Here is a 19,865-nt window from a genome sequence, read left to right as displayed (position 1 = left end):
GCTTGTCGCTGCCACCCCGAACCGGGACAATGCGACAAACCCTCGCGAGAGTTCCCGCATGTCCCGCACCGCGTTCTTCATCTCCGACGGCACCGGCATCACCGCCGAGACCCTGGGCCGCAGCCTGCTGGCGCAGTTCGAAAGCCTGGAGATCCGGATGGTCACCAAGCCGTACATCGACTCCACGGAAAAGGCCCAGCAACTGGCCGACGTGATTCAGGCCACCGCGGCACGCGACGGCGAAACGCCGATCATCATCGACACCATCGTCGACCAGACGATCCGCGAGATCATCAGTCAGGCGCCGGGCTTCAAGGTAGACGTCTTCACCACCTTCCTCGCCCCCCTCGAGGAGGAGCTGAAGGTGCACTCGTCCTACTCGGTGGGACGCACGCACTCCATCGGCCAGGACGAGGTCTACATGCATCGCATCGACTCGGTGCACTTCGCCCTGGACAACGACGATGGCGCCCGGGTCAGCCAGTACGATACCGCCGACGTCATCCTGGTGGGCGTGTCACGCTGCGGCAAGACGCCCACCTCGCTCTACCTGGCGCTGCAGTTCGGCATCCGCGCGGCCAACTATCCGCTGACCGAGGACGACCTCGACGAGGACGGCAACCTGAAGATGCCCCGCGCCCTGGCGCCGCACCGCCACAAGCTGTTCGGCCTGACCATCGATCCGCGCCGCCTGGCGGCCATCCGCACCGAACGGCGCCCCAACAGCCGCTACTGCTCCATCGACCAGTGCCTGCAGGAAGTCCAGCAGGCCGAGGCGCTCTATCGGCGCTTCCACATCCCCTACATCGACACCACCCGCTTCTCGATCGAGGAAATCTCCACCCGGCTGATCGCCGAGACCGGCCTGCAGCGCCGCTTCAGCCCGCGCTGAGGCGACCGGTCCGTGCCCCGAAGCGCCGGGCGAGATGCCGGCGCATTCGCCAGGCCGAGAGCATCGCCATCAGCAGGTTCGCCCCCAGCATGCCGGCGAAGATGCCCACCGGCCCGGCGAGGCGTCCCCCCAGCCAGGCCAGCGGCACGGTCAGCACGAACAGCCGCACGACCGACAGCACCAGGGCGTGGCGCGGGCGATGCAGGGCATTGAACGAGGAATTGGTGAGGATCACCACGCCCTGGGCGCCCAGCCCCAGCGGCACGAGCCAGAGATACCAGCGCAGCGTCTCCGCCACCTCGGGGCCCTCGGCGTAACCGGCGATCAGCCAGGGCGCCAGCCCCTGCAGCACGCCCCACACGAGCAGCTGCCAGGCCAGCACGAAGCCGAAGCAGCCGAAGATCGCCCGCCGGACCCGATCAGGCCGATCGGCACCGTGATTCTGGCTGACGAACGGCGACAGGGTCATCGACAGCGTCAGCACCACCAGCTGGGCGATGGCCTCGACCCGGGAGCCCACGCCGAAGGCCGCGACCGCCGTGTTGCCCTGCCCGGCCACGATGCGTGTCAGAAGCCCCATGGCGATCGGCGTGAACACGCTGGTCACCGCCGCCGGCAGCGCGATCTTGCCCAGCTCCCGCCAGGAGTCGAGCAGCCCGGCGAGCCGCCAGCCCTTCCAGTCCAGGCTGGTGCGCAATACCGGCAGAAACAATAGCCCCAGGGTCATCACGCCCCAGCTGATCAGTGTCGCCAGGGCCGCGCCTCGCACGCCCATCGCCGGCAGGGGGCCGGCGCCGAAGATCAGCAGCGGGTCCAGCAGGGCATTGAGCAGCGCCGCCGCGGCCATCATCAGCCCCGGCACCAGGGTGTTGCCCTGCGCCCGGAGCACGCTGTTCAGTACCCGCGGGGCGATCAGCAGCCCCGCGCCCCAGTACCAGACACCCATGTAGGCGTCGATGAACGGCATCAGCCCACGATCAGCCCCCAGGAACCGGAACAACGGTTCGAGCGTGGCCAGCCCCGTGGCCGTCACCAGGGCGCCGACGACCACCGCCAGCAGCAGGGCATCCGTGGCGCGACGCCGCAGCAGGGCGTGTTCGCCCTGCCCCAGGCGCCGTGCCACCACCGCGGAGGTACCGATGCCGAGACCGATCGCCAGGCTGATCGCGGTAAAGGTCACCGGAAACGTGAAGGCCACCGCCGCCAGGGGCTGCGTACCCAGTCCGGCGATGAACCAGGTATCCACCAGGTTGAACAGCATCATCGCCACCATGCCGAGCATCACCGGCAGCGACTTGCGCGCCAGTGTCGCGGCGATGGGGCCATGCAGAAAGGGAGAAGCGGCAGGCGAGCGAGTCGATGGGGGCATGCGGGCGTCCCGGGCAGACAAAGGGGCTCATTCTGCCCAAGGCTGCCGCGCAACCCAAGCGTGAGACAGAGCTCAGAACCCCATCACATCGGTCAGCAGGCCCTCGGCAATGCGCCGCTCGGTGGTCTCGTCCACCAGTATCCTGACCAAGTGCAGGGCGAAGGCCATCGCCGTGGCCGGCCCCTGGCTGGTCACCAGCTTGCCGTCCTCCACCACCGGCTGGCGGGAGAGATGACCGCCGGCCTCGACCAGCGCGGCCTGAAAGGCGGGATAGCCGGTCACCACGTAGCCCTGGACCAGATCCAGCGGCGCCAGCACCACGCCCGGTGCGGCACAGAGCGCACCGATCCAGCCATCCTCGCGTCGCTGACGATGCAGTCGCTCGGCAAGATCGAGCGAGTCGCGCAGGTGCTCCGCGCCCGGCATGCCGCCGGGCAGCACGATCATCTCGAAGCCCCGTTCCGGGCCGACCTCCGCCAGGCACGTATCGGCGACCAGCCGCGTCCCGCGCGCCAGGGTCACCGTCGGCTGCGACATGACCGAGGCGACCGTGACCTGCACATCCGCACGCCGCAGCACATCGATCAGCGTGACGGTTTCGATATCCTCGCTGCCGTCGGCGACGGGCAACAGCACCTGAGTCATATTCAACCTCCCGAAGTACGCGGACTGCGTCCGTTCAGCATAGAAGCCCCTGCCGCCGCATCAATCCTCTCGCGAGACAGGCCCCTGCGCCTCGCACCAGGCGCTGAAACCGCCGCCGATATGGCAGACCGGTCCGAACCCCATGCGCTGCAACTGCTGCGTGGCCAGCGCCGAACGCTGCCCCTTGGCACAGAACAGCACGAAGCGATCCGGACGCGCGAAGGCGGCCTGGTGATAGGGCGAGGCCGGGTCCACCCAGAATTCGAGCAGCCCGCGCGGGGCATGCAGCGCGCCGGGGATACCGCCCTCGCGCTGCAGCTCGCGCACGTCGCGAATGTCGACGAAGGTCACGCCCGGCTGACCGTGCAGGGCCAGCGCCTGAGCCGGCGTGAGTGTCTCGATTTCCCGCTCGGCCTCGGCCACCAGCTCGGCCGCGCCCTTGATCAAGTTCGTCATGAGGTGTCACCGCCACGATAGAAGCGCTGGATGCTGGAGAAGTCCAGCCGCCCGTTGCCCCCGCCGGCGTGCAGGGCGTAGAGATTGCGCGCCTGGGCCCCCATGGGGATCGGCGAGCGGGAGGTGAGCGCCAGCGAGGTCGCCAGCCCCAGGTCCTTGCTCATCAGATCGACCAGGAAGCCGCCCTGATAGTCATTGGAGGCCGGCGCCTGGGGCATCACCCCCGGCCAGGGGTTGTAGACATTGAGCGCCCAGTTACCGCCACTGCTCTGCTTCATGATCTCGGATAGCACCGCCGGGTCCAGGCCATTCTCGACCCCCAGCGCCAGCGCCTCGGCGGTGCCGCTCATGAGAATGCCCAGCAGCATGTTATTGCAGATCTTGGCCACCTGCCCCGCCCCGCTGTCGCCGGCATGAAAGACGTTGCGTCCCATGGCCTCCAGCATCGGCCTGGCGGTGTTGAAGCCCGCCTCGCTGCCGCCGACGATGAACGTCAGGGTGCCCGCCCGGGCGCCACCCACGCCGCCCGACACCGGTGCGTCCAGGCAGGTCAGGCCGCGACGGGCGGCGGCACCGGCCACCTCTCGCGCGTCCTCCGGGGCGATGGTGGAGGCATCGATGATCAGCGGCTGCCCGCTCAGCGCCTCCAGCAGCCCGGGCTGGTCGTCGCCGCCCAGATACAGCGATTTCACATGAGCACCGGCCGGCAGCATCGAGATCACCACGTCGGCACCGTCCGCCGCGTCCCGCGCCGAGCCCGCGGGCGTAGCGCCCTCGGCGGCCAGGGCCTGCATGGCCCCCTCCACGAGGTCGAAGACGCGGACGCGGTAACCGGCCTTGACCAGATTGGCGGCCATCGGCGCGCCCATGTTACCCAGACCGATGAAGGCGATTTGCATGGCTTGCTCCTTGAATTGTCGTTGTCGTGGAACCTGGAACGGTACGCCAGGTGGGCTCTTCCGACGACAAGCCTCGCGGGGGCGCTGTAAACCCCTCCCTGGGCGCTACCTTTGCCATCCATGGCAAAGGACCCCCGCTTTGCCTTGTCCCCGGCGCCCACTATTGCAGGGGATTGGAAATAAACTCTAAAGGTCCTGCAGAGGGTGCTCCCGGGCCGGCCACAGCGGCGCCAGAAACGCCTCGACGTCGTGGCGCGGCACACTGGCCACGTCACGGTGCGACCAGCGCGGCTGCTTGTCCTTGTCGATCAGCAGCGCGCGAACGCCCTCGGCCAGGTCCGCATGCCGGGCGCACTGCACCGCCAGGTTCAGCTCGTCACGCAGCGCATCGGCCAGGCTCGTGTGGCGGTGGCGCGCCTGCATCTCCCACACCAGATGCGCGGTGATCGGGCAGCCGCCGGCCAGGCGCTCGCGGTTGGCCGTCAGCCAGGGGTCGTCATCCGTGTCCGCCAGGATGCGCTCGACGGCGGTGGCGACATCGGCCACCTGAGTCATCGCCTGTAATCGGTCGAGATGCGCCAGCACGAGGCTTTCCGGGGCCGTCTCGCGAGCCTCGAAGCGGGCCAGCACCTTCGTCACCGCATCCGCAGGGTGTGTCAGATCCGCCGCCTGCAAGGCGGCCAGCACGTCCTCCTGCTGGTCGCCGGGGATACACCGATCGGCCAGCCCCAGCAGCAGCGCATCACGAGCGTTGAGCTGGGCTCCGGTCAGCCCCAGGTAGCGGCCGATACCGCTGGGCATGCGGTTGAAGAACCAGCTCGCCCCCACGTCGGGATAGAGGCCGATGGTGATTTCCGGCATGGCCAGGCGCGAGGCCTCGGTGACCACGCGCTCACCCGCCCCGGCCAGCAGCCCCAGGCCACCGCCCATGACGATGCCGTCGCCCCAGGCGATCAGGGGCTTGGTGAAGGTATGCAAGCGGTGGTCGAGCCGATACTCGGCAGTGAAATAGGTGGTGGCAAAGGCGGCACCCCGCTCGACATCGGTCATCGCGCGATACAGTGCTACCACATCCCCACCGGCGCAGAACGCCTTGCCACCAGCGCCGTCGAGCCACACCGCGGCGATGCCGGGATCCTGCTCCCAGGCCGCCAGGCGGGCCGTGAGTGTCTCGATCATCGCCAGGGACAGGGCGTTGAGCGAGCGCGGGGCGTTGAGCGTCGCGCGGCCGATGCGTGCGCCGTCGCGGCCGGCGAGTTCGGTGAAGCGAACGAGCGGTTCGGTCATGAAACGGCAGTCTCCCGTGCAGCGTGCGTGTATCCTGCGTTATATCAGGTTTTCGAGGGCATCGGGTTCGAACAGCCGTCGAGCCACGATCACGCGCATGATTTCATTGGTTCCTTCGAGGATCTGGTGGACCCGAGTATCACGCACCAGCCGCTCGAGCGGATACTCCTTGATGTAGCCATAACCGCCATGCAACTGCAGTGCTTCATTGCACACGTTGAAGCCGATATCCGTCGCCAGTCGCTTGGCCATGGCGCAGTGCGCACTGGCCGCGGGGTCGTCGTGGTCGAGCCGCCAGGCGGCATGACGCACCATCAGGCGCGCGCTCACAAGCTCGGTGGCCATGTCGGCGAAGCGGAACTGCAGGGCCTGGAACGCCGCCAGCTCACGACCGAACTGACGTCGCTGATGCAGGTAGTCCCGCGCCAGGGTCAGCGCCAGTTGTGCGGCCCCGAGCGAGCAGCTGGCAATATTCAACCGCCCACCATCCAGGCCCTTCATGGCCAGCTTGAAACCCTCGCCCTCCTCGCCCAGCCGCTGCCCGGCCGGTACCCGCACGCCATCGAAGCTGACCAGACGGGTCGGCTGGCTCTTCCAGCCCATCTTGTCCTCGTTCTTGCCGTAATGAACCCCCGCGGCGTCCGCCGGCACCAGAAAGGCGGAAATGCCGGCCGCACCGCTGTCGGGCGCGCCCGTGCGGGCCATCACCACCAGAGCGTCCGTGGATCCGGCGCCCGAGATGAACATCTTGCTGCCGTCGATCACGTAGTCGTCACCCTCGCGCACCGCACGGGTACGCAGACTGGCGGCGTCCGAGCCGGCACCGGGTTCGGTCAGGCAGTAGGAAGCCAGCTGCCGCCCGCTGACCAGCGCCGGCATCCAGGCCTCGCGCACGGCCTCGCTGCCCCACTTCGCCACCATCCAGGCCGCCATGTTGTGAATGGTCAGATAGGCGGTGGTCGACACACAGCCCTGGGCGAGCTGCTCGAAGATCAGTGACGCCTCGAGGCGCGACAATCCCAGCCCGCCCTGCGCCTCGTCGACATAGAGCGCGAGAAAGCCGGCCTCGCCGGCACGCTGGATCACCTCCACCGGAAAGTGCGCGGCGGCATCCCACTCGGCGGCATGCGGGGCCAGTTCCACCCGGGCAAAATCCGCCGCTGCCTGCTGCAGGGCACGCTGGTCGTCACTCAGGGCAAAATCCACGGCAGCCTCCGGAATCGTGCGGGTGTCTCAGGCAAAATTAGCATTCCCCGGCGACCCGGCAAGGTGACACTTGGTCTACTTTACGTAAACGTCAAGCTCGCCTAGCCTTGGCTCCGGGTGCCTGACAATCGCGTCATCACCCCAAGCATGAGGATAGTCCGATGTCCGAGACCCTTTCCCCGACGGCGTCCCGCGAACGCCGGACCTACTCGATCGGCGAGCTGGCCCGGCGCTTCGAGGTCACGCCGCGCACCATCCGCTTCTACGAGCAGGAAGGTCTGCTGGAACCGGAACGGCGCGGGCAGACCCGCGTCTATCACGAGAAGGACCGGGTGCGCCTGGCACTGACGCTGCGAGGCAAGCGACTGGGCTTTTCCCTCGCGGAAATTCGCGAGGTCATCCAGCTCTACGACCATGCACCGGATGGCGACGAACGCCAGCTGCGCCGGATGCTGGACATCCTCGCCGAGAAGCGCCGGGGGCTCGAGCGCCAGCTCGAGGACATCCACGCCCTGCAGAACGAACTCGATGACGTCGAGGATCGCTGTCGCGACTCGCTCGACGCCCTGCTGGCACGCCACTCGCGCGACACCTGACATCCGATTCCCCTTCGCCACAACAACAAGCAGGAATCCAACGATGACACCCCACACCGATACCGCGAGCGCCACGGCGCCGACGCCGCGCTACAGCTACGTCAGCGGCATCAGCCACCAGCCGCTGAAGGGCGAGACCATCGGCGACTGCTTCGACGCCATCGTCGACAGTCATCCCGAACGAGACGCGCTGATCAGCCGCCACCAGCGCCAGCGCTATACCTGGCGCGAGCTTCAGGACATCGTCGACCGTACCGCCCGCGCCTACATGGCGATCGGCGTGGAAAAGGGCGACCGGGTGGGCATCTGGGCCACCAACCGCAGCGAATGGGCCATCACCCAGTTCGCCACGGCGAAGATCGGCGCCATTCTGGTCAACATCAACCCCAGCTACCGTACCCACGAGCTGGAGTACGCCCTGCGCCAGTCCGGCACATCGACCCTGGTGCTGCAGGGCGCCTTCAAGACCTCGCGCTACGCCGACATGATCGCCGAGCTGGTCCCGCAGCTCAGCAAGGCCGGCACGCCCCTTACCAGCGAGCGACTGCCCGCGCTCAAGCGGGTGATCTGCCTCGACGAGGACTGGGCCCTGCCCGGCATGCTGACCTGGGACGGCCTCCTCTCCCGCGCCGATGCCGTCAGCGCGGCGGCGCTGGCCGAGCGTCAGGCGATACTGCAGTTCGACGAGCCGATCAACATTCAGTACACCTCCGGCACCACCGGCGCGCCCAAGGGGGCCACCCTCTCCCACCACAATATTCTCAACAACGGCTACTTCGTCGCCGAGCGCATCGGCCTCACCGATGCGGACCGCATGGTCATCCCGGTGCCGCTCTATCACTGCTTCGGCATGGTGATGGGCAACCTGGGCTGCATGACCCACGGCGCGGCGATGATCTATCCGAGCGAAGGTTTCGACCCGCTGGCGACGCTGACCGCCGTCGCCGAGGAGCGCGCCACGGCCCTGTACGGCGTGCCGACCATGTTCATCGCCGAGCTCGAGCACCCCGAGTTTCCCACCTTCGACCTGAGCTCGTTGCGTACCGGCATCATGGCAGGCTCCATCTGCCCCATCGAGGTCATGCGCCAGGTCATCGACAAGCTGCACATGAAGGAAGTCAGCATCTGCTACGGCATGACCGAAACCAGCCCCGTCAGCCTGCAGACCCAGACCGACGCCCCGCTCGACAAGCGGGTCACCACGGTGGGCACCATCCATCCGCATCAGGAGGTCAAGCTGGTCGACCCGGCGACCGGACGCATCGTCCCCCGCGGCGAGCGCGGCGAACTCTGCACCCGCGGTTACAGCGTGATGCTGGGTTACTGGGAAAATCCGGAAGCCACCGCGAAGTCGATCGACGCCGCCGGCTGGATGCACACCGGCGATCTGGCACAGATGGACGACGAGGGCTATGTCGCGATCACCGGACGCATCAAGGACATGATCATTCGCGGTGGCGAGAACATCTATCCGCGCGAGATCGAGGATTTCCTCTATACCCATCCGGCCATTTCCGATGTACAGGTCATCGGGGTGCCCGACGAGAAGTACGGCGAGGAAGTGATGGCCTGGGTCAAGTTGATCGAGGGCGAAAGCCTCGATGAAGAGGGGCTCAGGGTGTTCTGCAAGGGGCGCATCGCCCACTACAAGATTCCGCGCTACGTGAAGTTCGTCGACGTCTTCCCGATGACGGTGACCGGCAAGATTCAGAAGTACAAGATGCGCGAGGTAGCGAGCCAGGAGCTGGGACTCTAGAGGGGAAGGCCCGCTCGGCAGAAAGCCAGGCGGGCCATCGCCTCACATCCCCTTGGGTGCGAAGATGCCCGGCGCGTTGCGCCAGTAGCCCTTGTAGTCCATGCCGAAGCCGAACACGTAACGGTCCTCGACCTCGAGGCCACAATAATCCGCCTTGAGCCCCGGCACGGCCTTGCGATCGTGGCGCTTGTCCACCAGCACGGCCGTGGACACGCTGGCCGCCTGCGCCTCGCGGCAATACTCGAGAATCGCCGCCAGGGTGGCGCCTTCGTCGAGGATGTCGTCGACGATCACCACATGACGGCCGGCCATGGGAATCTCCGGCGACACCCGCCAGAACAGCTCACCGCCCCGGGTACGCCCGCGGTAGCGCGTGGCATGCAGATAATCCACCTCGAGCGGGAAGCCCAACCGCGTCAGCAGGTGGCCGGTGGTAATCAGGCCGCCGTTCATCACGCAGTAGAAGACCGGCAGCTTGTCGCCCAGACGCTCGGTCATGGCCTCGGCCATGCGATCCAGCGCCGCCTCGACCTCGCTCTGACTGATCAGGCAATCGGCATTGTCCATGATCTCGCGCATGGAGTGCAGGGAGTCGTGGTGTTGGGTATCGAGTTCAGACATCGGAATCCTGGTCAGTGTCTCTGTCTTGGGAATCGCGGCGGGGAGGCGTGCCCCGGCGCGAGGAAGGCGGCGACGAGGGCGACTCGTCATGATGCCGGGTCGCCGAGGCTTCGCGGGCCGGCACCGGGGTCTCGGCGCGCGGCCCGGCGACATGCAGTTCACGGGCGGGAATCGCCACGACCGCGCCTGCCTCGGTGGCGATGTCGGCGCAGCGCAGCAGCACCGCTTCCTGAATGGCCTGATGCGTCGCCCAGTCGGTGGTCCGGGTGTAGGCATGAATCAGGATGTCCAGGTTGGACTCGCCGAAATGCTGAAAATAGGCCATGCACAGGTCATCGCTCTCGATGTCGTCGTGCTGCTCGAGGTACTCGCGAATGCGCCGGGTCACTGACGCCACCTTGTCGAGGTCGGCGTAACGCAGGCCGATTCGCTCCTTGATGCGCCGGTTGTGCATGCGTGATGGATTCACCACCACCATCGAGCCGAACATCATGTTGGGCACGTACAACGGGCGGGTGTCGAAACCGCGTATCCGGGTCAGGCGCCAGCCGATATCTTCGACGACGCCCTCGATGTCCCGGTCCGGCGAGCGAATCCAGTCACCCACCTTGAAAGGGTTGTCGAGATGAATCGCCAGCCCGCCGAAGAAGTTGGCCAGCACGTTGCGCGCGGCAAAGCCGACCACCAGCCCGCCGACGCCACCGAAGGCCAGCAGCCCGGACGGCGACATGCCCAGCGCCTGCAGCGCCGCCAGCACCACCAGGGTCAGGATCAGCGCGCCGACCAGCTTGCTGATCGCCGAGGCCATGGACGCATCGAGCGGCCGGGCGGGATGCCGGGGCGGCGGAAACACCAGGCGCCGCTCCACCTCACGGGTCAGGCGGATACCGAACCAGCCGAGCATGACCAGCGTGAACAGCCACAGCGCAGTCGGTGCATGGGCAGCCACCCAGGTCAGAGACAGCCGTTTGCCGACCAGCCCCGTCAGGGCGATCAGTGCCACACCCCAGATGCCCACCCACAGCGGCCGGCGAATCGCCCACAGGGCGACATCATCCCAGCGGCTGCGGGTGCGTGACAGCCACTGGGCCGCACGCCAGATCACCAGCCGCGTGAAGCCGTCGGCCAGCAGCGCCGTGGCGAGTATCACCAGCGGCGTCACCAGCGCGGTCGGCAACGACACATGGCGACTCACCCACTGCTCGAGCGGCGCCAGCACCTCCAGCACGTCAGTCCTCCCGTGGGGCCGGGTCGGTCTCGATCAGCCCTTCCAGCCGGGCATGAATGCGCCGCCAGCGCGACAGGGCCGGCAGCGAGGCCAGGTCGGGGCGCGCCCGACTGTAGCGCAGCCGGGCCGGCCGCTTGGTGGTACGGCCGACACAGGCGTCGAGTACCGCCTGCGCGGCCGGGCGGTCGTTGCAGACCAGCACCATGTCGCAGCCGGCTCCCAGTGCCTCGCGGGCCCGCTCGGCGGGACCGCCGGCCACGTGCGCGCCGGCCATCGACAGGTCGTCGGAGAAGATCGTGCCCTTGAAGCCCAGATCCTCGCGCAGCATGCCCAGCCAGCTCGGCGAGAAGCCCGCCGGACGGGCATCGAAGGCCGGGTAGACTACATGGGCGGGCATGATCCCTTCCAGGCGCCCGGCCAGCGACGCGAAGGGGATCAGGTCATGCTCGCGCAGTGCCTGCAGCGAACGCGGGTCTTCGGGCAGCTCGTGATGCGAATCGGCGGCGACCCCGCCATGGCCGGGAAAGTGCTTGCCCACGGCCACCATGCCGGCCTCGTGCAGCCCGTCGACGAAAGCCCCCGCCATGGCCGCCACCGCATGGGGATCGCGGGAGAAACTGCGGTCGCCGATCACGCTGGACACCCCGGCATCGACATCGAGCACCGGCGCGAACGTCAGATCCAGCCCGCACGCCGCCATCTCCAGACCGATCAGCCAGCCCGCATCGTGGCAGAACTGCCGCGCCCGCTCCGGGTCGTCAACATAGCAGCGTCCCAGCCGGCCCATCGACGGCAGCCGGGTGACGCCCTCACACAACCGCTGCACGCGCCCGCCCTCCTGGTCGATGGCCAGCAGCAGATCGCCACGCAGGCGACGGATCGCGTCGCACAGCCTGCGCACCTGGGCGGCATCGACGATATTGCGCGCAAAGAGGATGACGCCCCCGACCTCGGGACGTTGCAGCAGCTCGCGCTCCTCGCGCGTCAGGGTGGTGCCTTCGAGATCCAGCATCACCGGACCGATGGGTTGGGTCATAAGCGATGTCCTTGCCCGTGAAGGGGGCCGATTCTAGACCAATGGCGTAGTCGACGACAGCGTATCCGTGTTCACGCGTGCAGCCAGACCGGCGTACCGGGCGGCGCCAGCTCGCCCAGCCTCAGCAGGGTCGCGTCACGCAGCCGGATGCAGCCGTGCGAGGCGGGATACCCCATCGGCTCGCTTTCCGGCGTGCCGTGCAGGTAAATATAGCGGCGCTGGGAATCGACGCTGCCGCCGCGATTGAGGCCCCGCTCGAGACCGCAGAGCCAGAAGATGCGTGTCAGGATCCAGTCACGCTCGGGATGCTCGGCGGCCAGGGCCGATGAGTACACCTCGCCGGTAGGCCGACGGCCGCGGAACACGCAGCCCACCGGCTGGCCGTCGCCGATCACCGCGCGTATATAGTGCCAGCCCAGCGGCGTCCCCCCGCTGCCCTCGGCCTGGCCGGCCCCGGCAGCGGCCGTGGAGACGGCGTGCGCTTCCAGACACTCGCGGCCGCACCAGACGTTGAGCGCCTGACGCGCCACATCGACCTCCAGCCACACCCCGTCTTCCGGCGGCAGGGTTTCCAGTCGCGGCGTGGCCAGGCTCATACCGCCACCGCCTGCGGCGGCTCGGGAAGCGGCGCATTCATGCCGGCCACCACCACCGGGCGCAGGCGACGAATCAGGTCGCGTACGCTGACATGCTCCCCGTAGTCCTTCTCGGCGATGTCGCGCAGCGCGTCCAGCCCCGACAGCGTGAAGATCACCGTGCCCAGCATGAAATGCAGGCGCCAGAAGCGTTCGGCATCCGGCAGCTCCGGCGTGGCCCGGCGCACCAGTTCGGTGAAGCGGGTGAAGACGCTGCCGTAGTGCTGCTGAATATAGCCGCGCAGGTGCCCCTGGGCCTGGGTGTAGGCCAGCCCCAGCAGCCGCATGAAGACCTTGAGACTGTTGCGCTCGGCGGGCACTTCCAGCACCGTCCGCGCCATGCTCTCCAGCAACACTTCGAGCGGGATCGGGCGGCCATCGTACTCCCGCTCGAGCGCGTCCAGGGTTGCATGGAAACGCTCGGTGAAGGGATCCAGGTAACGTGCGAACACGGCCTGGATCAGCGCCTTCTTGGAGCCGAAATGGTAGTTCACGGCCGCGAGATTGACCTTGGCCTTGCTGGTGATGGTGCGCAACGACGTCTCGGCAAAGCCGCGCTCGGCGAACAGCACTTCGGCGGTGTTGAGAATGCGAGTCACCGTGTCGGTCTGAGCCATGCTATATCCCTGCCTGCTGATAAACGGCTGTTTGAAACGTTATTGGAATTCTACTCGGCTTACCAAAAGACAACAATCCGTGGCGTTTCAAACACGCTCGCGCGGCCCCGCGCCTCACCGCTCGCAATTACTGGATACAATGCCATGCTGTATACTTAGCCACATACTCACATCGCCAGCGACCAGCGGAGGCCGCATGACCCGCTCTCTCACCCCGCGCCAGCAGAATGTCTATGACTTCATCGTCAAGACCATGAACGAGCTGGGTTATCCGCCGACCCGCGCCGAGATCGCCCGGGCGTTGGGCTTTCGCTCGCCCAACGCCGCCGAGGAACACCTTCGCGCGCTGAAGCGCAAGGGCGTGATCCGCATGATTCCGGGCACGTCGCGCGGCATTCGCCTGCCGCCACAGGAGGCGGAAGCCGCCCCCGACGGCGAGCCGGGCCTGCCCGTCATCGGCGAAGTCGCCGCCGGCAGCCCGATCCTCGCGGCCGCCCACATCGACCGCTACTGTCCGCTGTCCCCCGACTTCTTCTCGCCCCGCGCCGACTACCTGCTGCGCGTGCGCGGCCTGTCGATGCGCGACGTGGGAATCCTCGAGGGCGATCTGCTCGCGGTACACCGCACCAATCGCGTTCGCGACGGCCAGATCGTGGTCGCCCGGCTGGAGGATGACGTTACCGTCAAGCGCTTCCAACGCCGGGGTCATCACGTGACCCTGCTGCCCGAGAACACCGATTTCGACCCGATCGAACTCGACCTGCGCCAGGACTCTCTGGAAATCGAAGGCATCGGCGTCGGCGTCATCCGTGGCGGCAACGGCCAGGCGCTCAACTGAGTCGCGAGCCCCGCGCATGCGCAAGATCCTGCATGCCGACTGCGACTGCTTCTATGCCGCGATCGAGATGCGCGACAATCCCGCGCTGCGCGACATCCCGCTGGCGATCGGCGGCACGGCGGCCCAGCGCGGCGTCATCGCCACCTGCAACTATCCGGCGCGCGCCTTCGGCATCCACTCGGCGATGCCCACGGCACGTGCCCTGCGGCTGTGCCCGGACCTGACCCTGCTGCCACCGGACTTTCCCCGCTACCGCGAGGTGTCCGAACGCATTCAGGCGATCTTCCGCGAGCTGACGCCACGAATCGAGCCACTTTCGCTCGACGAGGCCTATCTCGACGTCAGCGAGGTCCGTCGTTTCCGGGGCAGCGCCACCTGGATGGCCCGCTGGCTCAAGGAGGAAACGCGCCGGCGCACCGGCATCACGCTCTCGGTGGGCGTGGCGCCCAGCAAGTTTCTCGCCAAGATCGCCAGTGACTGGGACAAGCCCGACGGCCTGACAGTCATCCCCCCGGAGGCCGTCGAGAACTTCATCACCGAGCTTCCGGTGGACCGGCTTCACGGCGTGGGGCCGGCCACCGCGGCCCGGCTGGCGGCGCTGAACATCGCGACCTGCGCCGACCTGCGGAGCTGGTCGCGGGAGGCGCTCGTCGACCACTTCGGCAAGTTCGGCCAGCGGCTTCACGAGCTAGCCCGTGGCATTGACGACCGACCGGTAAAGACCGAACGCGAGCGCAAGTCGATCAGCGCCGAGACCACCTTCCATCAGGACCTGCCGGACCTCGCGGCCTGCCGGGCGGCCCTGCCTCCACTGATCGAGCGGCTACGGGCACGCCTGGCACGTCACGGCGATCCGGCGATCAAGGGCAGCTTCATCAAGGTCCGTTTCGATGACTTCACGCTGACCACCCTCGAGGCCGCCGGCGCCCAGATGGACACCGAGCATTTCGCGACACTGCTCGAGGCGGCCTGGCAGCGCGGCGCCCGCCCGGTGCGTCTGCTGGGGGTCGGGGCACGGCTGCGGCCGGCGGAGGATGCCCGCCAGCTGCTGCTGTTCTCCTGACTGAATCAGGCGAACACGACGGTCTTGTTGCCGTGGATCAGCACCCGGTCTTCCAGGTGCCAGCGCAGTCCGCGGGCCAGCACGGCCTTCTCGATGTCACGCCCGAAGCGCACCAGATCCTGTGCGGTATGGCAGTGTGAAATGCGGTGCACGTCCTGCTCGATGATGGGGCCGGCATCCAGCTCCTGGGTGACATAGTGACAGGTCGCGCCGATCAACTTGACGCCACGCTCGTAGGCCTGATGATACGGTCGCGCGCCGGCGAACGAGGGCAGGAAGCTGTGATGGATGTTGATGACCCGGCCGGCGTAGCGTTCACACAGCGACGGCGGAAGGATCTGCATGTAGCGCGCCAGCACCACGGCATCGGCTTGTGCCGCCTCGATGCGCTGCTGGGTCTCCTCGAAGGCGTCCGTCTTGTCGGTGGCCGGCACCGGGACATGGTGGAAGTCGATGCCGTGCCACTCGACGAGATCGCGCAGGTCCTCGTGATTGGAAATCACACAGGGAATCTCGCAGTCGAGTTCGTCGGCCTTCCAGCGATAGAGCAGATCCACCAGGCAGTGCGAGGCGCGGGACACCATCAGCACGATACGCTTGCGACGCTGCGAGTCATGGAACGCCCAGTCCATGGAAAACGCCTCGGCGATCGGCGCAAAGGTGGCCCGAAGCGCGTCGGCGTCCACGGCCGATTCGAAGCGAATCTCGTAGCGCATGAAGAAACGCCCGGTAGCCAGATCCGAGTGCTGGTTGGCCTCGGTGATGGAGCCCCCCTGGGCGGCGATGAAATTGGAAACCCGAGCAACGATCCCGACCTGGTCGGGACAGGAAACGACAAGACGATACGAATGAGCCATGAAAGGTCCGCTGTGTCCGCAAGGAAAGGCACTGAAGGCCAACTATTCTAACGAAATCGCGGCCCTGCGCTAACGCGCGTTGTGAGCCCCCGGAACCATCCCGTATAGTGGGGTCCCCATGACAATGCCGTGTCGATGATGTTGCACTCTCGCGTCCAGATCCGCCCCCGCCGCAAGCCACCGCTGTCCTTCCTGCCCCTGGGCGGCAGCGGGGAGATCGGCATGAACCTCAACCTCTACGGCTATCGACACGACTGGCTGGCCATCGATTGCGGCATGATGATCCGCCAGGACCTGCCCGGCGGCCCGCTCCAGGTGCCGGACATCGAGCGCCTTCCCGAGCAGGGCATCCGCCCGCGGGCGCTGTTCATCACCCATGGTCACGAGGACCATATCGGTGCCGCGGCCTGGCTGTGGCCGCACTGGGGCTGCGATATCTATGCCACCCCGCTGGCCGCCGGCCTGCTGCGTGCCAAGTTCGCCGAACGCGGCCTGCCCGACACCGCGATCCGGGTGGTCGCGCCGGGCGAGGCGCTGGGGTGCGGCGCCTTCACGCTGCGCTATCTGCCGTTGACGCACTCGATTCCCGAAAGCTGTTCCCTGCTGGTCACCACGCCCCACCATCGGGTGCTGCATACCGGCGACTGGAAGCTCGACCCCGAACCACTGATCGGCAAGCCGGTGGACCCCGAGCTCTATCGCGCCATCGCGCCCGTCGATCTGGTCGTCGGTGACTCCACCAATGCCTGCGTCCCCGGCACCTCGCGCAGCGAAGGCGAGGTCGCCCGGGCGCTGGAGGGTACGGTCGCCGCATGCGAAGGCCGGGTGATCGTTTCCTGCTTCGCCAGCAACCTGGCTCGCATCCTGGCACTGGGCCACGCCGCACAGCGCTGCGGCCGGCGCGTCGCCCTGATGGGACGCTCGATGCAGCGCATGGTCAGCGTGGCCCGCGGCCTCGGCTATCTGGACGACTTTCCGCCCCTGGTGCCGATCCGCGACGTCGGCTACCTGCCCGCCGATGAAGTGATGATCATCGCCACCGGTAGCCAGGGCGAGCCAAGAGCGGCACTGTCGCGGCTCGCCCGGGGCAGCCACCCCGATCTCGCCCTGCAGACCGACGACACGGTGATCTTCTCGGCCAAGGCCATTCCCGGCAACGAACGCCTGATCGAGCGCCTGCAGGCGGCGCTCACCCGTCTCGGCGTGCGCATCCTGGAAGAAAGCTGCCACCCCGAGCTGCATGCTTCCGGGCATCCCGCGCAGGCGGAATTACGCACGCTCTACGAGTGGATCCGCCCCCGCCACCTGCTGCCGGTACACGGCGAACATCGCCATCAGGAAGCACACCGGCAACTGGCTCGCGAGCTGGGTATCGACGCACCACTGGTGCCCGGCAACGGCGACTGGATTCGTCTGGATGCCGACGGCCTCGCCGTGGAACGCCGCTTGCCCCTGACCCCGCGTATCGTTCATGAAGACAACGTGCGTGACCTGGCAGGGCTGGAGAATCATCCCCGTGCCCGCCATGAACGGGAAGGTGACTTCGCCCTGCTGCTGCCGGTGACGCTTACCGGCTCGGGATGGCAGCGCGTGGGCCGTCTGCTGCTGGATTACACCGGCCCTTCGCCTCTGGACGACACCGCCTTCGCCGACTGGCTCGATGACACCCTGACCCGGCTGGATGCCGAGACACCGGCCGCCCTGCGCGCCCAGCTCCAGGGTCCATTGCATCAATGGCTGGCCGACCACCTGCGGCGCCCCCCCACCCTTCATCTGCAGATCTCGGCGGCGGAAGCCCTTCAGTAGCACGCCCGAGGCCGCATTTCGGCGACCGAAAACCGGCAGCAAGCCATGAAAAAAGCGGGCGATTTTTCGCCCGCTTCGAGGTCTCTTCCACCGGGAAACCCGGCCCGGGTCGAGAGGTCAGGCTGCTACCAAGACCCCTCGCCCCGCCCGTTTCGGCTCAGCTACCGGCCTGCTTGTTCTTCGGCGGTCGACCGCGGCGCCGCCGCGGCTGTTCGCCGACCAGATCATCGAGTGACAACCCGGCATCATTGATCGCCTCGCGAATCTCCTCGAGCTTGCGTGCCTTGACCGACTCTTCTTCCTGACGGCGACGCTCTTCTTCCTGCTTCTGCTCAATGACCTCGTTGATCACTTCGGCCAGTTTGTTGAGTTGTTCCATGCTCAACTGACGCGCGGCGGCCCGCGCCACATTCTTGTTGCGAGCGATCTTTTCCAGGGACTCGGCTGACATCGTCCTCCTCCATACCAGGCTGTGAAATACCGAAAACGGCATGAGTCTGTAAAAAGTATATGGTCGGCGGGGGAATTGGCAAGAAAAGTCGACGCCGACGCCGGGGAAAACTCACGGCATCGGCGCGTTCATCCAGGCAGGAATGACAGCGGCACGTCGGAGTGACTAGCCGCCCGTCATGTTCATGAAGCGAACGATCTGTACGTCGCCGTCGGTCGAGAAATGATGACGTTCGGGCTTGAGCGGCATCGCATCGATGATGCGCTGCTTGAGGGGTTCGATCTCGCCGGGGTGACGCCGCAGTACCTCGCGCAGATCCACCGAATGCTCGTTGCCGAGGCACAGCAAAAGACGCCCTTCCGCCGTGACGCGAACCCGATTGCAGGTATCACAGAAATTATGGCTGTGAGGCGAAATGAAACCGATGCGGACCGGGCTGTCGGGCATCATGAAATAACGGGACGGCCCCAGCGTCGTCTCGGTGGTCGGTGTCAGGGAATAGGCCGTTTCGATCCAGCGCTGCACCTCATCGCTGGAACAGTAGGTCTCCCCCCGCGAGTGATCCGAGACATCCCCCAGCGGCATCTCCTCGATGAAGCTGATGTCCAGACTCTCGCGACGTGCGAAGTTGACCAGATCCAGTACTTCATCGTCGTTGCGGCCGCGCAGGATGACCGCGTTGAGCTTGATGCGTTCGAAACCGGCATCCTGGGCGGCGTGAATGCCGTCGATAACCCGCTGCAGATCCCCGGTACGGGTCAGGCGCCGGAAGCGCTCGGGGTCGAGGGAGTCCAGGCTGATATTGAGCCGATTCATCCCGCCTGCATGCAATGCCCCGGCATGCTTGCCCAGCCCGGCACCATTGGTGGTCATGGCGAAATCGGTCAGACCGTCGAGATTGCCGATATCCGCCACCAGCTTTTCAATACCGCGCCTGACCAGCGGTTCGCCCCCGGTCAGGCGGATCTTTTCGACCCCCAGCTCGGTAAAGGCACGGGCTACCAGAGCCAGTTCCTCGAGCGTCAGCACCTGCGAACGGGGCAGGAACGTCATGTCCTCGCTCATGCAGTAGACACAGCGGAAGTCGCAGCGATCGGTGACCGAAAGCCTGACGTAACGCACCGTGCGCTGAAAATTGTCGACCAGCTGTTGCGTCATGAAGCCTCCCAGCGACGGGCCGCATCGTGATCCGTGGTCCGCTCGGCGACCCAGTAGTCGCCCTCGGCGGTATGCTCCTTCTTCCAGAACGGCGCCCGGGTCTTCAGATAATCCATGATGAAGTGGCAGGCCTCGAACGCCGCCAGCCGATGGGCACTGGCCACCGCCACCAGCACGATCGGATCGCCCGGTGCCAGCCGGCCGACACGATGGATCAGGCGCACGCCGTTCAATGGCCATCGGGACTCGGCCTCGGCGACGATGTCGGCCAGTGCCTTCTCGGTCATGCCGGGGTAATGCTCCAGCGTCAGCGCCGACACCTCGGGGCGCTCGTTGAAGTCGCGTACCAGCCCCGTGAAGCACACCACCGCGCCGATGTCCCGGCGCTGTGCGGTCAATGCCGCCTGTTCGGCGCCGGCATCGAAGGGCGCCGTCTGGACCCGAATCAT

General features: G+C 66.8%; 21 protein-coding genes. 6 read left to right on the top strand and 15 right to left on the bottom strand.

The window, feature by feature from the left end; all coding sequences use genetic code 11:
- Nucleotides 1-58 precede the first annotated feature (58 nt).
- Nucleotides 59-892 (top strand): posphoenolpyruvate synthetase regulatory kinase/phosphorylase PpsR, encoded by an 834-nt coding sequence (gene ppsR / locus ACTCB7_RS08715; RefSeq protein ID WP_163649386.1) that lies wholly within the window; start codon nt 59-61, stop codon nt 890-892.
- Here ppsR and ACTCB7_RS08710 read toward each other — a convergent pair.
- The 6 genes from ACTCB7_RS08710 to ACTCB7_RS08685 all read right to left on the bottom strand — a co-directional run bounded on the left by ACTCB7_RS08710 (nt 879) and on the right by ACTCB7_RS08685 (nt 6,754).
- Complete coding sequence (locus ACTCB7_RS08710) at nt 879-2,261, bottom strand: MATE family efflux transporter (RefSeq protein ID WP_463006347.1); 1,383 nt, start codon at nt 2,259-2,261, stop codon at nt 879-881. The genes ppsR and ACTCB7_RS08710 overlap by 14 nt on opposite strands.
- A 72-nt stretch (nt 2,262-2,333) precedes the next feature.
- Nucleotides 2,334-2,906, bottom strand: a complete 573-nt coding sequence (locus tag ACTCB7_RS08705) for a DJ-1 family glyoxalase III (protein WP_463006346.1) — start codon at nt 2,904-2,906, stop codon at nt 2,334-2,336.
- Nucleotides 2,907-2,966: 60 nt separating this feature from the next.
- A complete protein-coding gene (locus ACTCB7_RS08700) occupies nt 2,967-3,362 on the bottom strand; it encodes a rhodanese-like domain-containing protein (protein WP_463006345.1) in 396 nt (131 codons plus the stop codon).
- Nucleotides 3,359-4,261 carry a 3-hydroxyisobutyrate dehydrogenase gene (mmsB, locus tag ACTCB7_RS08695; RefSeq protein WP_463006344.1) on the bottom strand — a complete coding sequence of 301 codons (903 nt, stop codon included), beginning with the start codon at nt 4,259-4,261 and terminating at the stop codon, nt 3,359-3,361. The genes ACTCB7_RS08700 and mmsB overlap by 4 nt, the downstream gene beginning before the upstream one ends.
- Before the next feature lie 186 nt (nt 4,262-4,447).
- A complete protein-coding gene (locus ACTCB7_RS08690; protein ID WP_463006343.1) occupies nt 4,448-5,548 on the bottom strand; it encodes an enoyl-CoA hydratase/isomerase family protein in 1,101 nt (366 codons plus the stop codon).
- Nucleotides 5,549-5,587: 39 nt separating this feature from the next.
- Entirely contained in the window at nt 5,588-6,754 is a 1,167-nt protein-coding gene (locus ACTCB7_RS08685; protein WP_463006342.1) for an acyl-CoA dehydrogenase family protein, read from the bottom strand.
- A 161-nt stretch (nt 6,755-6,915) separates the two neighbouring features.
- Here ACTCB7_RS08685 and ACTCB7_RS08680 point away from each other — a divergent pair, with 161 nt between their 5' ends.
- Both ACTCB7_RS08680 and ACTCB7_RS08675 read left to right on the top strand, forming a co-directional pair.
- Entirely contained in the window at nt 6,916-7,350 is a 435-nt protein-coding gene (locus tag ACTCB7_RS08680) for a MerR family transcriptional regulator (RefSeq protein ID WP_463006341.1), read from the top strand.
- Between the two features lie 43 nt (nt 7,351-7,393).
- Entirely contained in the window at nt 7,394-9,106 is a 1,713-nt protein-coding gene (locus ACTCB7_RS08675; protein WP_463006340.1) for an AMP-binding protein, read from the top strand.
- 42 nt (nt 9,107-9,148) lie between these two features.
- Here the strand turns inward: ACTCB7_RS08675 and ACTCB7_RS08670 are convergent, their stop codons facing one another.
- From ACTCB7_RS08670 to ACTCB7_RS08650, 5 genes are all read right to left on the bottom strand, one after another.
- Nucleotides 9,149-9,727: a hypoxanthine-guanine phosphoribosyltransferase gene (locus ACTCB7_RS08670; RefSeq protein ID WP_163649377.1), complete on the bottom strand. Its 579-nt coding sequence runs from the start codon at nt 9,725-9,727 to the stop codon at nt 9,149-9,151.
- A complete protein-coding gene (locus ACTCB7_RS08665) occupies nt 9,720-10,955 on the bottom strand; it encodes a mechanosensitive ion channel family protein (RefSeq protein WP_224421013.1) in 1,236 nt (411 codons plus the stop codon). Before ACTCB7_RS08665 ends, ACTCB7_RS08670 begins: the two co-directional genes overlap by 8 nt.
- A 1-nt stretch (nt 10,956) precedes the next feature.
- Nucleotides 10,957-11,991 (bottom strand): beta-N-acetylhexosaminidase, encoded by a 1,035-nt coding sequence (nagZ, locus tag ACTCB7_RS08660; RefSeq protein WP_463006339.1) that lies wholly within the window; start codon nt 11,989-11,991, stop codon nt 10,957-10,959.
- Between the two features lie 71 nt (nt 11,992-12,062).
- A complete protein-coding gene (locus ACTCB7_RS08655) occupies nt 12,063-12,581 on the bottom strand; it encodes a L,D-transpeptidase family protein (RefSeq protein ID WP_463006400.1) in 519 nt (172 codons plus the stop codon).
- A gap of 2 nt (nt 12,582-12,583) precedes the next feature.
- Entirely contained in the window at nt 12,584-13,243 is a 660-nt protein-coding gene (locus ACTCB7_RS08650) for a TetR/AcrR family transcriptional regulator (RefSeq protein WP_463006338.1), read from the bottom strand.
- Nucleotides 13,244-13,439: 196 nt separating this feature from the next.
- On the opposite strand from ACTCB7_RS08650, the gene lexA reads away from it, so the two are divergent.
- Together lexA and dinB are read left to right on the top strand one after the other, a co-directional pair.
- Nucleotides 13,440-14,081 (top strand): transcriptional repressor LexA, encoded by a 642-nt coding sequence (gene lexA / locus ACTCB7_RS08645; protein ID WP_463006337.1) that lies wholly within the window; start codon nt 13,440-13,442, stop codon nt 14,079-14,081.
- A 16-nt stretch (nt 14,082-14,097) separates the two neighbouring features.
- Nucleotides 14,098-15,144 carry a DNA polymerase IV gene (gene dinB, locus ACTCB7_RS08640; protein WP_463006336.1) on the top strand — a complete coding sequence of 349 codons (1,047 nt, stop codon included), beginning with the start codon at nt 14,098-14,100 and terminating at the stop codon, nt 15,142-15,144.
- A gap of 5 nt (nt 15,145-15,149) precedes the next feature.
- Here the strand turns inward: dinB and purU are convergent, their stop codons facing one another.
- Entirely contained in the window at nt 15,150-16,001 is an 852-nt protein-coding gene (gene purU, locus ACTCB7_RS08635; RefSeq protein WP_463006335.1) for a formyltetrahydrofolate deformylase, read from the bottom strand.
- Nucleotides 16,002-16,223: 222 nt separating this feature from the next.
- On the opposite strand from purU, the gene ACTCB7_RS08630 reads away from it, so the two are divergent.
- Nucleotides 16,224-17,807 carry a ribonuclease J gene (locus tag ACTCB7_RS08630; protein ID WP_463006399.1) on the top strand — a complete coding sequence of 528 codons (1,584 nt, stop codon included), beginning with the start codon at nt 16,224-16,226 and terminating at the stop codon, nt 17,805-17,807.
- 157 nt (nt 17,808-17,964) lie between these two features.
- Here the strand turns inward: ACTCB7_RS08630 and ACTCB7_RS08625 are convergent, their stop codons facing one another.
- The 3 genes from ACTCB7_RS08625 to moaE all read right to left on the bottom strand — a co-directional run bounded on the left by ACTCB7_RS08625 (nt 17,965) and on the right by moaE (nt 19,865).
- Nucleotides 17,965-18,258 carry an H-NS family histone-like protein gene (locus ACTCB7_RS08625; protein ID WP_463006334.1) on the bottom strand — a complete coding sequence of 98 codons (294 nt, stop codon included), beginning with the start codon at nt 18,256-18,258 and terminating at the stop codon, nt 17,965-17,967.
- Nucleotides 18,259-18,423: 165 nt separating this feature from the next.
- The gene (moaA, locus tag ACTCB7_RS08620) at nt 18,424-19,416 is read right to left on the bottom strand and encodes a GTP 3',8-cyclase MoaA (RefSeq protein WP_463006333.1); all 993 of its coding nucleotides are present in this window, start codon (nt 19,414-19,416) and stop codon (nt 18,424-18,426) included.
- The gene (gene moaE / locus ACTCB7_RS08615; protein ID WP_463006332.1) at nt 19,413-19,865 is read right to left on the bottom strand and encodes a molybdopterin synthase catalytic subunit MoaE; all 453 of its coding nucleotides are present in this window, start codon (nt 19,863-19,865) and stop codon (nt 19,413-19,415) included. The genes moaA and moaE overlap by 4 nt, the downstream gene beginning before the upstream one ends.

Source organism: Modicisalibacter sp. (genome assembly GCF_055145905.1).
The sequence above is the reverse complement of the archived record's forward strand: the minus strand, read 5'-3'. Positions and strand labels throughout refer to the sequence as shown.

Bases quoted from the DNA above. Each gene is read 5' to 3' on its own strand.
- ppsR (WP_163649386.1), top strand. From the start codon at position 59: ATGTCCCGCACCGCGTTCTTCATCTCCGACGGCACCGGCATCACCGCC.
- ACTCB7_RS08710 (WP_463006347.1), bottom strand. From the start codon at position 2,261: ATGCCCCCATCGACTCGCTCGCCTGCCGCTTCTCCCTTTCTGCATGGC.
- ACTCB7_RS08705 (WP_463006346.1), bottom strand. From the start codon at position 2,906: ATGACTCAGGTGCTGTTGCCCGTCGCCGACGGCAGCGAGGATATCGAA.
- ACTCB7_RS08700 (WP_463006345.1), bottom strand. From the start codon at position 3,362: ATGACGAACTTGATCAAGGGCGCGGCCGAGCTGGTGGCCGAGGCCGAG.
- mmsB (WP_463006344.1), bottom strand. From the start codon at position 4,261: ATGCAAATCGCCTTCATCGGTCTGGGTAACATGGGCGCGCCGATGGCC.
- ACTCB7_RS08690 (WP_463006343.1), bottom strand. From the start codon at position 5,548: ATGACCGAACCGCTCGTTCGCTTCACCGAACTCGCCGGCCGCGACGGC.
- ACTCB7_RS08680 (WP_463006341.1), top strand. From the start codon at position 6,916: ATGTCCGAGACCCTTTCCCCGACGGCGTCCCGCGAACGCCGGACCTAC.
- ACTCB7_RS08675 (WP_463006340.1), top strand. From the start codon at position 7,394: ATGACACCCCACACCGATACCGCGAGCGCCACGGCGCCGACGCCGCGC.
- ACTCB7_RS08670 (WP_163649377.1), bottom strand. From the start codon at position 9,727: ATGTCTGAACTCGATACCCAACACCACGACTCCCTGCACTCCATGCGC.
- nagZ (WP_463006339.1), bottom strand. From the start codon at position 11,991: ATGACCCAACCCATCGGTCCGGTGATGCTGGATCTCGAAGGCACCACC.
- ACTCB7_RS08650 (WP_463006338.1), bottom strand. From the start codon at position 13,243: ATGGCTCAGACCGACACGGTGACTCGCATTCTCAACACCGCCGAAGTG.
- lexA (WP_463006337.1), top strand. From the start codon at position 13,440: ATGACCCGCTCTCTCACCCCGCGCCAGCAGAATGTCTATGACTTCATC.
- dinB (WP_463006336.1), top strand. From the start codon at position 14,098: ATGCGCAAGATCCTGCATGCCGACTGCGACTGCTTCTATGCCGCGATC.
- purU (WP_463006335.1), bottom strand. From the start codon at position 16,001: ATGGCTCATTCGTATCGTCTTGTCGTTTCCTGTCCCGACCAGGTCGGG.
- ACTCB7_RS08630 (WP_463006399.1), top strand. From the start codon at position 16,224: ATGAACCTCAACCTCTACGGCTATCGACACGACTGGCTGGCCATCGAT.
- ACTCB7_RS08625 (WP_463006334.1), bottom strand. From the start codon at position 18,258: ATGTCAGCCGAGTCCCTGGAAAAGATCGCTCGCAACAAGAATGTGGCG.
- moaA (WP_463006333.1), bottom strand. From the start codon at position 19,416: ATGACGCAACAGCTGGTCGACAATTTTCAGCGCACGGTGCGTTACGTC.
- moaE (WP_463006332.1), bottom strand. From the start codon at position 19,865: ATGATTCGGGTCCAGACGGCGCCCTTCGATGCCGGCGCCGAACAGGCG.